At 75.4% G+C, this 12,662-nt stretch carries 13 protein-coding genes; 6 read left to right on the forward strand and 7 right to left on the reverse strand.

Going from position 1 to position 12,662, the window contains the following annotated elements; translation table 11 throughout:
- The first annotated feature begins 63 nt into the window (after positions 1-63).
- The 3 genes from ABT093_RS17555 (at position 64) to pntB (ending at position 3,964) form a co-directional block, all read left to right on the forward strand.
- Positions 64-699, forward strand: a complete 636-nt coding sequence (locus ABT093_RS17555) for a TetR family transcriptional regulator (protein WP_350565121.1) — start codon at positions 64-66, stop codon at positions 697-699.
- A gap of 211 nt (positions 700-910) precedes the next feature.
- On the forward strand, positions 911-2,500 hold the full coding sequence (locus ABT093_RS17560; protein WP_350565123.1) for a Re/Si-specific NAD(P)(+) transhydrogenase subunit alpha: 1,590 nt from the start codon (positions 911-913) through the stop codon (positions 2,498-2,500).
- Between the two features lie 6 nt (positions 2,501-2,506).
- Positions 2,507-3,964, forward strand: coding sequence for a Re/Si-specific NAD(P)(+) transhydrogenase subunit beta (pntB, locus tag ABT093_RS17565; RefSeq protein WP_350565124.1), 1,458 nt, complete (start codon positions 2,507-2,509; stop codon positions 3,962-3,964).
- Positions 3,965-4,043: 79 nt separating this feature from the next.
- Here pntB and ABT093_RS17570 read toward each other — a convergent pair whose 3' ends face one another.
- Both ABT093_RS17570 and ABT093_RS17575 read right to left on the reverse strand, forming a co-directional pair.
- Positions 4,044-4,745, reverse strand: coding sequence for a DUF3152 domain-containing protein (locus ABT093_RS17570; protein ID WP_350565126.1), 702 nt, complete (start codon positions 4,743-4,745; stop codon positions 4,044-4,046).
- A gap of 162 nt (positions 4,746-4,907) precedes the next feature.
- The gene (locus ABT093_RS17575; protein ID WP_350565128.1) at positions 4,908-5,645 is read right to left on the reverse strand and encodes a class I SAM-dependent methyltransferase; all 738 of its coding nucleotides are present in this window, start codon (positions 5,643-5,645) and stop codon (positions 4,908-4,910) included.
- 516 nt (positions 5,646-6,161) lie between these two features.
- Between ABT093_RS17575 and ABT093_RS17580 the strand changes: the two genes are divergently transcribed.
- Entirely contained in the window at positions 6,162-7,226 is a 1,065-nt protein-coding gene (locus ABT093_RS17580; protein WP_350565130.1) for an FHA domain-containing protein, read from the forward strand.
- A 31-nt stretch (positions 7,227-7,257) separates the two neighbouring features.
- Entirely contained in the window at positions 7,258-7,650 is a 393-nt protein-coding gene (locus ABT093_RS17585) for a hypothetical protein (RefSeq protein ID WP_350565132.1), read from the forward strand.
- 20 nt (positions 7,651-7,670) lie between these two features.
- Here ABT093_RS17585 and ABT093_RS17590 read toward each other — a convergent pair whose 3' ends face one another.
- The 4 genes from ABT093_RS17590 to ABT093_RS17605 all read right to left on the reverse strand — a co-directional run bounded on the left by ABT093_RS17590 (position 7,671) and on the right by ABT093_RS17605 (position 11,178).
- A complete protein-coding gene (locus ABT093_RS17590) occupies positions 7,671-8,357 on the reverse strand; it encodes a pyridoxamine 5'-phosphate oxidase family protein (protein ID WP_350565134.1) in 687 nt (228 codons plus the stop codon).
- Positions 8,358-8,476: 119 nt separating this feature from the next.
- A complete protein-coding gene (locus ABT093_RS17595; RefSeq protein ID WP_350565260.1) occupies positions 8,477-8,758 on the reverse strand; it encodes a hypothetical protein in 282 nt (93 codons plus the stop codon).
- 72 nt (positions 8,759-8,830) lie between these two features.
- Positions 8,831-10,018 carry a PP2C family protein-serine/threonine phosphatase gene (locus ABT093_RS17600; protein ID WP_350565136.1) on the reverse strand — a complete coding sequence of 396 codons (1,188 nt, stop codon included), beginning with the start codon at positions 10,016-10,018 and terminating at the stop codon, positions 8,831-8,833.
- Positions 10,019-10,134: 116 nt separating this feature from the next.
- Positions 10,135-11,178 (reverse strand): zinc-dependent alcohol dehydrogenase family protein, encoded by a 1,044-nt coding sequence (locus ABT093_RS17605; protein WP_350565137.1) that lies wholly within the window; start codon positions 11,176-11,178, stop codon positions 10,135-10,137.
- Between the two features lie 195 nt (positions 11,179-11,373).
- On the opposite strand from ABT093_RS17605, the gene ABT093_RS17610 reads away from it, so the two are divergent.
- On the forward strand, positions 11,374-11,673 hold the full coding sequence (locus ABT093_RS17610; protein ID WP_502884245.1) for a sensor histidine kinase: 300 nt from the start codon (positions 11,374-11,376) through the stop codon (positions 11,671-11,673).
- Here the strand turns inward: ABT093_RS17610 and ABT093_RS17615 are convergent.
- Positions 11,670-12,653, reverse strand: coding sequence for an Acg family FMN-binding oxidoreductase (locus ABT093_RS17615; RefSeq protein WP_350565139.1), 984 nt, complete (start codon positions 12,651-12,653; stop codon positions 11,670-11,672). The genes ABT093_RS17610 and ABT093_RS17615 overlap by 4 nt on opposite strands.
- Positions 12,654-12,662 lie beyond the last annotated feature (9 nt).

Raw genomic sequence — 12,662 nt, forward strand, 5'->3', positions numbered from 1 at the left:
TGGAACTGCAACCGAGTAATGAATGCAACTCGGTAACTAATTTATCCGGGTTATGATCACCCCATGAGCCCGAACGAACCGGATCCGGGTCTGCGGACCCTGAAGAAGCAGCGCACCCGGCAGGCCATCGCCGAGGCGGCCATCGCCCTCTTCCTCGACCGGGGCTTCGACCAGGTCTCGGTGGCCGAGATCGCGGCCGCCGCCGAGGTCTCCAAGCCCACCCTGTTCCGGTACTTCTCCAGCAAGGAGGAGCTGGTCCTGCACCGCTTCGCCGACCACCTCGGCGAGGCCGGACGGGTGGTGCGCGCCCGGCCCGCCGGCGTCGCCCCGCTGGACGCGCTGGAGCGCCACCACCTGGAGCGGCTGGCGGCCCGCGACCCCAGTACCGGGCTCACCGCCGACCCCGAGGTGCTCGCCTTCCTCCGGCTGGTCTACGAGACGCCCAGCCTCTCCGCCCATCTGATGGACTACCTGGAGGCCGACGCCCGCGCGCTCACCGAGGCCCTGGACCCGGACGGCGGCCTGGCCGCCCGCCTGGTCGCCGCCCAGTACGTGGCCGTCCGCCAGGTGCTCGCCCGCGCCGTCTGGACCCGGCTCACCGAGGGGCAGAGCCCCGAGGAGGCCGGCCGCTCGGCCGCCGCCGAGGCCGCCACGGCCTTCGCCCTGCTGCGCGACGGGGCCGCCGTCCACGGCTTCTGAGACCCCCGGGCCCCGCCGGGAGCCGGACCCGGCGGGCAGCGTTCACCGCGACCGGCGGGCAGCGTTCACCGCGACCGGTGAAGCACGTCACCGTGACGCCCCGTCGCCTCGTGCGGCCGTGGCGGGTAGGTTCCTGCCTCCAAGGGAGCGAGACTCCCTGGAAGGCGGATCCCGCCGTCAAACGGCTCCTCCGACGAGAGAGGCACGAGTGATGACCGCACAGGGCTCCACGCACCACCCACCGCAGCGCATCGGCGTGGTCGCCGAGTCGACCACCGGGGAGACCCGGGTCGCCGCCACACCGTCGACGGTCCGGGGCATCCTCGCCCTCGGCTACCGGGTCGTGGTCGAGTCCGGCGCGGGCGAGGCCTCCGGTTTCACCGACGAGGCCTACACCGAGGCCGGCGCGGAGACCGGCGACGCCTGGGCCGCCGACGTCGTCCTCAAGGTCAACGCCCCCTCGGCCGCCGAGCTCGCCCGGCTGCGCGACGGCACGACCCTGATCGGCCTGCTGGCCCCGGCGCAGCGGCCCGAGCTGCTGGCGGCGCTGGCGGCGCGCCCGGTCACCGCGCTCGCGCTGGACGCGGTGCCCCGGATCTCGCGCGCCCAGTCGATGGACGTGCTCAGCTCGATGGCGAACATCGCCGGGTACCGGGCGGTGATCGAGGCCGCCCACGTGTTCGGACGGTTCTTCACCGGCCAGGTGACCGCCGCCGGCAAGGTGCCCCCGGCGAAGGTGCTGGTGGCCGGGGCCGGGGTGGCCGGGCTGGCCGCGATCGGCGCCGCCTCCAGCCTGGGCGCCGTCGTCCGGGCGACCGACCCGCGACCCGAGGTCGCCGACCAGGTCCGGTCACTGGGCGGCGAGTACCTGGCGGTGGACGTCGCCCAGGAGGCGAGCAGCGACGGCTACGCCAAGGCGACCTCGGCCGACTACGACCGGGCGGCGGCCGAGCTCTACCACGCGCAGGCGCGGGACGTGGACATCGTGGTCACCACCGCGCTGATCCCCGGCCGGCCGGCGCCCCGGCTGCTCACCGCGGCGGACGTGGCGGCGATGAAAGCGGGCAGCGTCATCGTCGACATGGCCGCCGCGCAGGGCGGCAACGTCGAGGGCACGGTCGCCGGCCGGACGGTGGTCACCGGCAACGGGGTCACCATCATCGGCTACACCGACCTCGCCTCGCGGCTGCCGGCCCAGGCCTCGCAGTTGTTCGGCACCAACCTGGTGAACCTGCTGAAGCTGCTGACGCCGGGCGGGGACGGGCGGCTGGTGCTGGACTTCGAGGACGTGGTGCAGCGGGCGGTGACCGTGGCCCGCGCGGGCGAGGTCACCTGGCCGCCGCCGCCCGTCGCGGTCTCCGCCGCTCCCGCCGCCGCGGCGCCCGCCGCTCCCGCCCCGGCCGGTGCGGCGGGAGCGGCGGCCGTGGAGCCGAAGGCCCGGCTCACCCCGGCGGCCCGGTTCGGCCTGATCGGCGCCGGGATGCTGGCGATGTTCCTGCTGGTCGCCTTCGCCCCGACCCAACTCGCCGAGAACTTCACGGTGTTCGCGCTCGCCGTGGTGATCGGCTACTACGTGATCGGCAAGGTGCACCACGCCCTGCACACCCCGCTGATGTCCGTCACCAACGCGATCTCCGGGATCGTGGTGGTCGGCGCCCTGCTGCAGATCGGGCACGAGCGCACGCTCGTCACCGTGCTGTCCTTCGTGGCGATCCTGCTGACCAGCGTCAACGTCTTCGGCGGCTTCGCCGTCACCCGCCGCATGCTGAGCATGTTCTCGACCTCCCCCGAAAGGCGCTGAGGCCCGATGACCTCCACAACGGCAGCCCACGCCGCGGACCTGGTCGCCGCCCTGCTGTTCATCCTCAGCCTGGCCGGGCTCTCCCAGCACCGCACCTCCCGGGCCGGCGTCGTCTACGGCATCGCCGGCATGGCCCTCGCCCTGGTCGCCACCGTCGTGGTGGCGGCGCAGAGCATCACCGCCGGCGCCGTCGCCCTGATCGTGCTCGCGATGGCGCTGGGCGGGGCGATCGGCCTGTGGCGGGCGCGGCAGGTCGAGATGACCCAGATGCCCGAGCTCATCGCCGTGCTGCACAGCTTCGTCGGCCTCGCCGCGGTGCTGGTCGGCTGGAACAGCTACCTGGAGGTCGAGGCGCACGGCACGGCCCAGAGCGCCGTCACCGCCGACCTGCTGGGCATCCACCACGCCGAGGTGTTCATCGGCGTCTTCATCGGCGCCGTCACCTTCACCGGCTCGATCGTCGCCTTCCTCAAGCTGTCCGGGCGGATCGCCTCGCGCCCGCTGACGCTGCCCGGCAAGAACGCGCTGAACACCGGCGCGCTGGGCGCGTTCGTGGCGCTGACGGTCTGGTTCACGGTCAGCCCGGGCCTCGGGCTGATGATCGCGGTGACCGTGCTCGCGCTCGCGCTGGGCTGGCACCTGGTCGCCTCGATCGGCGGCGGCGACATGCCCGTGGTCGTCTCCATGCTCAACAGCTACTCCGGCTGGGCCGCGGCGGCCGCCGGGTTCCTGCTCGACAACAACCTGCTGATCGTCACCGGTGCGCTGGTCGGCTCCTCGGGTGCGTACCTGTCGTACATCATGTGCCGGGCGATGAACCGCTCCTTCCTGTCCGTCATCGCGGGCGGTTTCGGCATCGAGGCCGCGGCGGGCGGCGGCGAGGAGCAGGGCGAGCACCGGGAGGTCCGTGCCGAGGAGGCGGCCCGGCAGCTGGCACAGGCCAAGTCGGTGATCATCACCCCCGGCTACGGCATGGCGGTGGCGCAGGCGCAGCACCCGGTCGCGGAGCTGACCCGGCGGCTGCGCGAGCGCGGTGTGGAGGTGCGGTTCGGCGTCCACCCGGTCGCCGGGCGGCTGCCCGGCCACATGAACGTGCTGCTCGCCGAGGCGAAGGTGCCCTACGACATCGTCCTGGAGATGGACGAGATCAACGACGACTTCGCCGCCACCGGTGTCGTCCTGGTCATCGGCGCCAACGACACCGTCAACCCGGCCGCCATGGACGACCCGGCCAGTCCGATCGCGGGCATGCCGGTGCTGCGGGTCTGGGAGGCCGAGCGGGTGATCGTGTTCAAGCGGTCGATGGCCTCCGGCTACGCGGGGGTGCAGAACCCGCTGTTCTTCCGGGAGAACAGCGCCATGCTGTTCGGCGACGCCAAGCAGAGCGTGGAGTCCATCCTGCGCGCGCTGGACGACGGGCTGCCGCGGGGCGCGGCGCCGGTCGGCGACCGGGCCGGGGTGTAGCGGGACCAGGTGTAGCGGGACCAGGTGTACCGGCACCGCGCGAACGGTCCGCCGGGTGGGGCACCGACCCGGCGGACCGTCAGGGCGAGGGCGCGGCCGGCGGGAGCGGCGGGCCGGTGAGCAGGGTGCCGTCCTCGCCGTACGGCCGGCCGTTGGGCACGCAGCCGTGCAGCCCCTTGATCTGCTGCATCATCACCGGCGCGGGCGCGCCCGGGCCGGGGCAGTCGACGTGGCCCTGGCCGAGGATGTGCCCGACCTCGTGGTTGACGGCGAGGGCGTGGTAGGCCTCGGGCTGCCCGGCGTAGAACTCGGACAGCTCGGTCCAGCGCTTGAGGTTGATGACGACCTGGCGGTTGGCCGCGCAGTTCACCCAGCCGCCGGTGTCCAGCCCGTACTGGCCGCAGATCCGGTCGGTGGACTCCGGGGTGGCCAGGTAGACCGTGAAGTCCACCGGGTCGGCGGCCTCCCGCTGGAAGGACCAGGTGCCGCTCGCCGCCCAGCCGCGCCGGACGTCCCCGAGGATCCGGTCCACCTCGGCGGCGAACTCCTGCGGGCTCACCTTCAGGCCGTCCTCGGCCCGCACCTTGTACCGGTACAGGTGCTCCCCGGTGCCGGACCGCGCGGAGCCGCCCGGGGCCGTGGTGAACGCCAGGGGCTTGGGCGCCTCGGCGGCCCAGGGCTTCCACCACAGCAGCCCCGCCGTCACGGCGGCCACCACCGCGATCGCGACCGCCGCGTACCCGGCGCGCCCGCCGGGGGCGCCCGGGCGCGCGGCCGTCACCCGCACCGCCGGGCCGGGGCGCCGGGTATCGCGGCGCCGGCGGGCGCCGTGGGGGTGCGGAGCGGTGGGACGAGCTGCAGATCGGTCACACCAGGAGTGACGCGCGCCGGCCACCGCTCGGTTCACCGCAGAGGCTTCACCCGGCTCCGGTCACCGGACGCCTCAGGCCGGACGCGCACCGGCCGGGGCCACCGCCACCCAGTGCGCCGGCAGCTCGATCCGCTCGCCCGCCGGGGTGAACTCGGTGGTGGACAGCGGCAGTTCACCGGAGGCGAGGACGGCGAGCCCGGCGGTGGGCAGCAGCTCGCCGAAGGCCGCGTCGGGGAGCTCGGCGGGGGCCAGGCCGTGGGAGAACACCGGACGCAGCTTCGGGGGCGGGCCGGCCGGGTCGCGGGCGAGGCCGCCCAGGACGTGCTTGGCCGCCTCGGAGAGCTCGACGAGGAAGGCCCGGCCGTGTGCGCCGAGCAGCGTGGCGACGGCCTCGGCGACCGGCCGGCGGTCGGCGGGCTCGCTCTGGTGGATCACGCCGCGCACGTACACGTTGGCGTCGCCGAGGCGCTCGTGCAGGGCCCGGACCGCCGCCGGGTCGGTGGCGTCCAGCTGGACGTACGAGGCCAGCTCCGCCGGGTCGCAGCGCCGGGCGAGGGCGACGGCGGCGGCGGACAGGTCGGCGCCGAGCACGCGGGCGAAGCGGCCGGCGAGGAAGCGGGTCTGGGTGCCGTTGCCGCAGCCGAGGTCGACGAGCGGCAGCGCGGGGTCGGCGAGGTACGGTTCGAACAGCGCGAGGTGGCGGGCGGCGGTGAGGGCCGGTCCCGCGTCCCAGATCACCGAGCCCTGGCTCTCGGGCGCCTCGCGCCAGAAGCCCTCCCAGGCCTCCCGGTACCGGTTCGTCACACTCATCAGGGGCCTCCCGGTCACCACGTAGGGTGCCTGCATGGTACCGCCGCGTCACCGACCCGGCGCGGGCTCCGGCTCGGCGACGGGGCGCAACCGGTCGGCCGGTGCGGACGAAACCGCGGCCGCCGATCGGGACGAAGCCGTGGGCGACGATCACGGCCGGGTGCGCGCGGGACGACTGTCCGCCCACCGCCCGGCGACGCAAGGTGAACGGCAACTCTCCTGCGCTTCGGACGAGTTGGCCCCCGCCATCGGTCCACGCGGCGAGGCGCGCGCCCTGGCGTCGCGCGCCCGGCGGGAATCGCCGGACACGCCCCTGGGGCACCGGACGGTGAGGGTCCGCGCACGGGTGGTGAGCGGGCGGGAGTTCCGACGACCCGACAGCCGGACGGGGCTGTGCGACAGGCCGGAAGTGGCCTTTACTGGAAGTGAACGCATCCGAGCCGACGGGCGGCGAAGCGTTTCACCGCCACGGCGGCCCACCGGTTGCACCCGTGCCACTCGGGAGGAGGCCGCGCCATGAGCCCGTCCTCGCAGGATCAGGTCTTACCTCGTCTGATCGTCGACAACCCCGACCGGATCCGCGGCCAGGTGTACGAGCTCGGCTACGAGCCGTTACTGGTCGGCCGGGACTCCACCTGCCGGCTCCAGCTGGTGGACCCGCTGCTCAGCCGGCGCCACGCCGTGGTGCGGTCGGCCGACGGCCACACCACCGTCGAGGACCTCAGCTCCACCAACGGCACCCGGCTGAACGGTCACCGGCTGCTGGGCGAGCGGATCCTGCACACGGGGGACGTCCTGAGCTTCGGCCCGCTGGAGGTGCACTACGAGGAGCCCGCCGAGGCGGCGACCGCGATCGCCGGGCCGAGCGGCGCGGCCGAAGGGCCGGAGCCGCCGACGCTCCTCACCGACGGGGCGCCGGCGGCTCCCCCGCACCCGCGCGGCGGTGCGCCCGTCGCGGTACCCGCCCGCCTGGCGGCGGCCCCGGCCGGGCCCGCCCCACTGGAGCGGGCCCGGCCGGAGAAGCCCGAACGGGAGGATTCCCCGCCCGGCACGCCCGGCGCCCCGCCGAGGCCGTCCGCGCCGCCGGGCTCCCATCCGCCCCGCGGCGTCGTGTCGGCCGTTCAGGCGCAGCTGCCCCGGCTGGACGTCCCGCCGCCGGCGGCACCGCGGCAGGGGGCGGGCCGCTTCGACGTCGACCAGCAGCGGGCGATGGGCAACCTCAGCAACGTCAACGGGAACCAGTACAACTACACCTACCGGGACGACCACCTCGAACTCGCCCGCCGCGAGACCTTCTTCCGCAAGCTCGCCACCGCCAGGACGATCGCCCGGCACCTCATGGTGACCGGTCTCGTGCTCGCCCTGCTGGGCAGCGCCTTCCTCGGCTGGGAGGGCAACCAGGACGTGCTCGACGGCCGGGTGCAGAGCATCGCGCACACCGCCAGCGTCATGGTGGGGGTGGCCGGCGCGGTGCTGCTGGTCGTCGGCGGCGCCGTACTGATCAGATCCGTCATCCGGCAGCGCCGGTACGAGAAGGAGGAGGAGCGCCGACTGAACCCGGACCCGTCGCCGTCCGGCTGAGGCGGCGCGGGCCCCTGGCGAAGGGACCGTCATGGTCTTCCACATCGGGAGCCAGCAGGGCGGCGTCATCAACAACGTCGCCGGGAACCAGACCGTGCACGGCGGCCAGCGCGGCCGCCTCACGGCGGACGGACGGGACGTGCGGGAGCTGGTCGGCGAACTGCGCACGGCCGTGGAACAGACCCCGCTGCCGGCGGCGGTGGCCCCCGAGGTCCGGTCCGAGATCGAGGCACTGGACACCGAGGTCGCCCGCCCGGAGCCGGACCGCGAGGCGGTGGCGGGCCGGCTCAGCCGGGTCACCCACCTGCTCACCTCGGCGGGCGCGCTGGTGACCGCCGGCACCGCCCTGATCGGGCCGATCTCGGCGCTGGCCGGCTGGCTCGGCACCCTGGGCCACCCGATCCTCCAGGCCCTGGGCGTCTGAGCGCGTGACCGGCCGCCGCCTCAGTCCGTACCGAGGCGGCGGCCGGTCACCTCGTCGGGCCGGATGCGCAGCCAGAGCGGGCGGTCGCCGCCCGCCCAGGGGGTCGCGCCCGGCAGCCGGGCCAGCCGCCGCTCCTCCCCGGCGTCGTCGATGCGGTGCGCCGCGCCGAGCATGAGCACGCTCCAGCCCTCGCTCAGCCGGTCGTCGATGTGGTCGGCCTGGAAGGAGACCGGGGACCCGTCCGCCGCCGCGGCGGCGCTCCGGGGCGAGGTGTGGTAGACGATCGTCCGGCCGTCGACCAGGTAGTTCACCGGCAGGACGACCGGGGCCGGGGTGCCGGGCAGGCCCACCCGGCCGACCCCGTGGGTGCCGACCAGCACCCAGCACTCCGGTTCGGACAGCGGCATCAGCAGCGGCCGCGGCGCCTGCGGCGAGGGCTGCGACTGCCCCGGCGGGGCGTCCGAGCGGTCGTCCAGCAGTTCCGTCCAGGTCATCCGGAGGGCGGCCGCGATCCGGACGAAGCCGGCCGGGTCGAAGGCCGGGCCGGCCGTCAGCAGGTGACGGAAGTAGGCGGGCGCCATGCCCGCCCGGTGGGCCAGGTCCCGGTCGTCGTCCAGACCGAGCCGGTCACGGCGCTCGGTGATCCGGCGGGCCACCTCGGCGGGGTCGGCCCGCCGGACGGCGTCGAGGTCGGGGATGCGGTTCACGGTTCGGCTCCTCGGCTGGTGCTCTCCCCTTCGCAGGATCGCCCGGCCGGGGCCCGGTCGGCGAGGGGCCTGGGCTGTTCGGCCCTGTTCCCCCCGGGCGGCCCTGACCGGGCGCCCGGTCAGGGCCGCCCGGGCCCGCCGAGCCGCGGGGCCGGGACGGGCGCGGCGGCGCCGACCAGGACCACCAGCTCATGACCGCCGGGATTCGCCTGGAGGGGGGCGGTACGCCAGTTGTTGACCAGCCAGACGTTGGGGTCGGTGCCGCACAGCCGGGCGACGCGGTGGCCGCCGAAGTTGGCGACCCAGACCGTGTCCTCCCCGTCGACGGCGATGCCCCAGGGCAGGAACAGGCCGCCGTTGCCGAAGGGTTCGGGGGCCGGGGTGCCGTCGGGCGCGATCAGGGTGACCGAGGCGCCCGGGCGCGGGACGCGGCGGAAATTGCCCGGTACGGCCGAGGCCGGACGCCCGTCTCCTCACTGGCCGGGCCGGTGCGGGTGCCACTCCGCCAGCAGGATGGTGGCGTCGTCGCGCAGCTGGTGGTCCTGGTGGGTGACCAGGGCGTGGATCAGCTGGCGCAGGGCCTCGGGGGCGGGCTCCCCGCCGGCCATGTGCTGGACCAGGGTGTCGGCCAGGCGGCGCTCCCCGAAGAGCTCGCCGGAGGCCGAGCGGGCCTCGGTCACCCCGTCGGTGTGGAGCAGCAACCGGTCGCCGGGCTGCAGCCGGGCGTGGTGCACGGGCTGCGGCCCGCTCTCGTGGAAGCCGAGGCCGAGGGGCAGCTCGGCGCGCCGGAGCAGGGCGTCCGACACGACCCGGCGGTCCCGGACGAGCAGCGGCGGCGGGTGGCCGCAGTTGACCCAGGACAGCTCGCCGGTGGCCGTGTCGAGGTCGGCGACCACCGCGGTCAGCAGCCGGTCCGGGATCCACCGGGCCAGCGTGCGGTCGATGGCCCGCACGATGTCGGCCGGCCCGCCGCCGGCCCGCCGGGTGGAGCGGCAGGCGGCCAGGGCGACCGAGCTGGCGCCGCCGGAGGCGAGGTCGTGGCCCATCGCGTCGAACACGGACACGTGCAGGCGCCCGTGCGCCACCGAGTGGTCGAAGGCGTCCCCGCCCACGTCGTAGGCCGGCTCCAGGACGGCGCTGGAGGTGACGTCGCGGGTCCCGATGGTGCGCGGCGGCAGGAACGCCCACAGCAGCTCGGCCTGCAGGCTCATCGGCTGCCGGCGCCCGACCTCGACCATGACGTCGCTGTACGTGCTCTTCGACACCGCCAGCAGGGCGACCAGGGAGGCCAGCGCCTCGTAGCGAGGGGTCATGTCCTCGTCCCGGGGCCCGCCCTCGATCCGCAGGACACCGATCCGCTCGACCCCGTCGACCAGCGGGTACCAGCCGACCGGGGGCGGGCCGGTGGAGAACTGGGCGCACTGCAGCCGGTAGGCGCGGCCGCCGAGCGTCCCCTCGACGTCGATCTCGCCGTCCCCCGTCCCGGGCAGCGGCACCAGGTGCCGCTGCTGGACGTCGGCGAGCAGGATCCAGGCCCCGTCCGCGCCCAGCCCGCGGGCCGCCTCCCGCACCAGGCCGGGCAGCTCCGCCGGACCGTGCGCCCGGGAGCGGGCCAGCAGCCGGGCCAGCACACCGCCCAGCACCGCGTCGTCAGCGCCCATCGCCGCCCACCTCCCGTCGGCCCGGCGTCTACCCCGCGACGGCGCGAACCTGCACGCCGCACTCGCCGGAACCGCCGTGGTCGCCGCGGGGCCCCGGCCGGCCGGTACCGGTGGCGTCAGGTGCGGAAGAGGGCGACCTTGAGGGCGCCGTTCTCCCCGGCGGCGGCGAAGACGTCGTAGGCCTCCTGCATCTCGTCCAGGCCGAAGCGGTGGGTGACCAGGCCGGAGACGTCCAGGCGGCCGGCGGCCAGCATGTCGAGCAGCATCGGGGTGCTGCGGGTGTCGACCAGGCCGGTGGTGACGGTGACGTCGCGGATCCAGAGGTCCTCCAGGTGCAGCACGGCCGGCCGGCCGTGGACGCCGACGTTGGCGACCCGCCCGCCGGGGCGCACCACCCGGGTGCACAGCTCGAAGGACTCGGGGACGCCGACCGCCTCGATCGCGACGTCGGCGCCCAGACCGTCCCGGCCCAGCGCGCGCACCGCCTCGGGGGTGGCCTCGTCGACGGTGAGCACGATGTCGGCTCCGAACCGCTTCGCGGCGTCGAGGCGGCCGCGGGCCAGGTCGATCACCACGGTGCGGGCCGGGCTGTAGAGCCGGGCGGTGAGGATCGCGGCGAGTCCGATCGGCCCGGCGCCGACGATCACCACGGTGTCGCCGGGACCGACCCGGCCGTTGCGGACCCCGACCTCGTAGGAGGTGGGCAGGATGTCGGCGAGCAAGAGCGCGTGCTCGTCGGTGACTCCGCCGGGCAGCCGGTGCAGGGAGGTGTCGGCGAAGGGGGTGCGGACGTACTCGGCCTGGCAGCCGTCGACCAGGTGGCCGAGGATCCAGCCGCCTCCGCCGGTGCACTGGCCGTACGTCGCGGTGCGGCAGTAGGCGCAGCGGCCGCAGGCGGAGATGCACGAGACGAGGACGCGCTCGCCCACGCCGACGGTGCGCACGCCCGGGCCGGTCTCGGTGACCGTGCCGACGGCCTCGTGGCCGAGGACGCGTCCTTCGGCGACTTCGGGGACGTCACCCTTCAGGATGTGCAGGTCGGTGCCGCAGATGGTGACCGCGTCGACGCGCACGATCGCGTCCTCGGGGTCCTGGACGGCGGGGTCGGGGACCGTGCCCCAGGTCCGGCGGCCCGGTCCGTGGTAGGTCAGTGCCTTCATCTCCCGGTCACTCCTCTCGGGCTGCGGAGCGGCGGCGCCGCCCCCGCTCCCCCCTTCCAGCGTTCCGCCGCGTCGGGCTCCCGGCTTGGGTCCGCCGGGTGGACGGGGTGGGCCGTTCGGCCCCGGTCCGCGGCGGCGGGCGCCACCGCGCGACTACGCTGATCAGGGGCGTCGGGCGAGGCCGTGGAGGATGCCGTGGACAGCGATCCCGAGAGCTTCGCCCCCGTGCCGAAGCTGCGCCTGGACGAACTGCTGGCGCTGTCCAACGCCGCCCGGCACGCGAGTGCCCGCGCCGTCCAGGTCTCCCTCACCGCCGGGGCGGACCTCACGCTCACCGTCACGGACGACGGCGTCGGCCTGCCGGAGGGCGGGCGCCGCAGCGGCCTGGCCAACCTCGCCGAACGGGCCGCCGCCCTGGGCGGGACCTTCACCGCGGGCGCCCGCCCCGAGGGCGGCACCGAACTGCTCTGGCGGGTCCCGCTGCCGGACGCCTAGGACCGGGGGTCCAGGACGTCGCGGGCGGCCAGGCGCGGTGTGGGGGCGCCCTCCGGGCCGTAGCCGAGGCGGATCAGCATCTGGACGTGGCCGGGACCGAGGTGCGGCTCGCGGGCGGCCCAGCGCAGGGAGGGCCACTCCATCGCCTGGTGGAGCAGGGAGGCGCGGACCCCGTGCACGGTGGCCGTGAGCAGGACGTGCTCCAGGGCGAGGCCGGCGCGCAGCCAGTCCGCGCGCCGGTCCCGGCCGGTGACGATCAGGGCGATCCGCGGTTCGCGCTCGAAGGTGGCGGGCGTGCGGTGCCCGGCGGGCCGCAGGGCGGTGAAGTCGCGCACGGGCAGGTGCCCGTCGCGGTCCTGCGGTCCGAGCGCACGGGCCGGGATGCCGTAGGGCAACAGGTCTCCGCTGTGGATCCAGGCGCGGCTCTCGGTGCTCCGCCCCGGGTCGGTGGTACTGCGCCGTTCGGCCTCGGCGGTGAGCTCCAGGAGCCGGACGGTCTCCTCGTGGTCCGGGAGTCCGAGGTGGGCGTCCTCGGCCCGGGCGGCCGTCGCGAGTTCGTCGAGGACGGCCGGCGGGACGGGCTCGCCGGTGAACGGCGTGCGGATCGAGTGGCGGTGCCAGATCGCCGTGTAGAGCGCCTCGGTGAGGGACGGCCGCACCGGTGCGGCGGTGTCCAGTTGCACGGCGGCCAGCAGGTCGGGATCGGCCGGGTCGGGCAGCAGCCGGACCTCGGGGGCCCAGCCGAGGTGGCGGGCCGCCACCCGCAGGTTCAGCACGGCCGCGCCGACCGAGATGTGCAGGGCCCGCCCCGCGGGGTCCATCACGGGCAGGGCCCGTGCCCGGGCGGCCCGGACCTCCAGGGTGGAGGTCTCCGGCCGGAGCCGGAAGCGCCACGGCTGGCTGTTGTGGAGCGAGGGCGCGGCGACCGCCGCGGAGACGAGGCTCTCCAGCGCGGCGGCGTCGAGGGCGAGGATGGACATGGCCGCCTC

The sequence above is a fragment of the Kitasatospora sp. NPDC002551 genome (assembly GCF_040296005.1).
Classification (GTDB): domain Bacteria; phylum Actinomycetota; class Actinomycetes; order Streptomycetales; family Streptomycetaceae; genus Kitasatospora.